We start from the raw sequence: 1,270 nt of genomic DNA, 5'->3' as shown, positions 1-1,270 counted from the left end.
GTGTATGGACCGGAGACATGATTGACAAACGTGCGGAGACATCGTTGACACTTTATGGTCAATGATTCCCGCTCCTCAGGTCAAGGGTGAGGATGCGGTGATGTGCGAACCAGAATTCAAATACACCGTCTTCGCCCACCTTCGCGCGTGCCGCAACCGGCAGGCCATAAAGTGCATTTGAGACTTTGAGTTTCTGGCCTTTAAAGCGTAGCTGGCCATCTGATTTAACCCGTATCACCACGTCGTCCGGGCCGTATTCAGGTTCCTGCAGGATCGATGGATACGCCCGGGGGCTGGGCTTGTAACGGCTGACTGGCGTGGCCAGGCCGATCGCCTCGTGCGGGCGTTCGCAGTTATACACGGTACGCCAGCGGTCCAGTTCCTGTTGCACGTGTTGCTGCGTGGCGAAGCTTCGTCCGTTCAGCACTTCAGCCTTCAACGTACGGTGAAACCGCTCATCCTTGCCATTGGTCTGCGGGTGATACGGCCGGCTGTAGCTGATGCGGATACCCAGCCGGATCAGCCAGACGGCCAGCTCGGTAAGCTGCCCTGGACTGCTGGGCGAACCCCACGGTGAGCCGTTGTCGGTGTTGATGCGCAACGGCAGGCCGTAATGTCCAAACGCCTCACGTAAACCCGCCTGCACGGTAGCGGTGTCCGTGGGCCCACAGGCACGCAGGAGGATGCTGAAACGCGAGTGGTCGTCCAGTACCGTCAGGGGACTGCAACGCTCCTTCTGAAGGGTCTCAAAGTGACCTTTGAAATCCATCTGCCAGAGTACGTTGGGCTGCTCGTGCTCAAAGCGCTTCCACGGTTCGCTTATCGCTGAATCGGCCGGCAGGATCAGGTTATGCCGGTGCAGGATGTCGGTCACGGTGCTGGGCTGCGGCGCCGTCCCGAAGCCCAGATCCAGCAGGCGTCGACTGATCTTGCGCCCGCCCCAGCGCGGATGCGCCTGACGCAGCCGCACCACTTCCTGCTCCATCGCAGCGGGAGTCCTTGAAGGGCTGGTAGCCGGGCGTCGGGATTGATCTGCCAGCGCGTTCGCGCCGCGCTTAAGCCATTTGTAGCCAGTCTGCCGGCTGATGTTAAAGCGCTGGCATAACTCGGTAATCGTCAGCGTGTTCTGACTGGCCAGATGAACAAATTCCTGTCGGAGGCTCATGGTGTCTCTTGCGTTCCAGGGCATGGTCGGGACCGGGCGTTTTGATACCCGGAAGTGTCAACCATGTCCCCGCACACCTGTCAGCTATGTCTCCGGTCTGTACAC

Annotated in this window: 1 protein-coding gene; it reads right to left on the bottom strand. The window is 59.8% G+C overall.

What is annotated here, in order from left to right:
* Positions 1-58: 58 nt before the first annotated feature.
* Complete coding sequence (locus tag PQR42_RS45480) at positions 59-1,189, bottom strand: IS481 family transposase (protein WP_408393947.1); 1,131 nt, start codon at positions 1,187-1,189, stop codon at positions 59-61.
* Between the last annotated feature and the right edge of the window lie 81 nt (positions 1,190-1,270).

This window comes from Paraburkholderia sediminicola (assembly GCF_046027355.1).
Classification (GTDB): Bacteria; Pseudomonadota; Gammaproteobacteria; order Burkholderiales; family Burkholderiaceae; genus Paraburkholderia; species Paraburkholderia sediminicola_B.
This window is presented reverse-complemented; position numbering and strand designations above follow the sequence as displayed.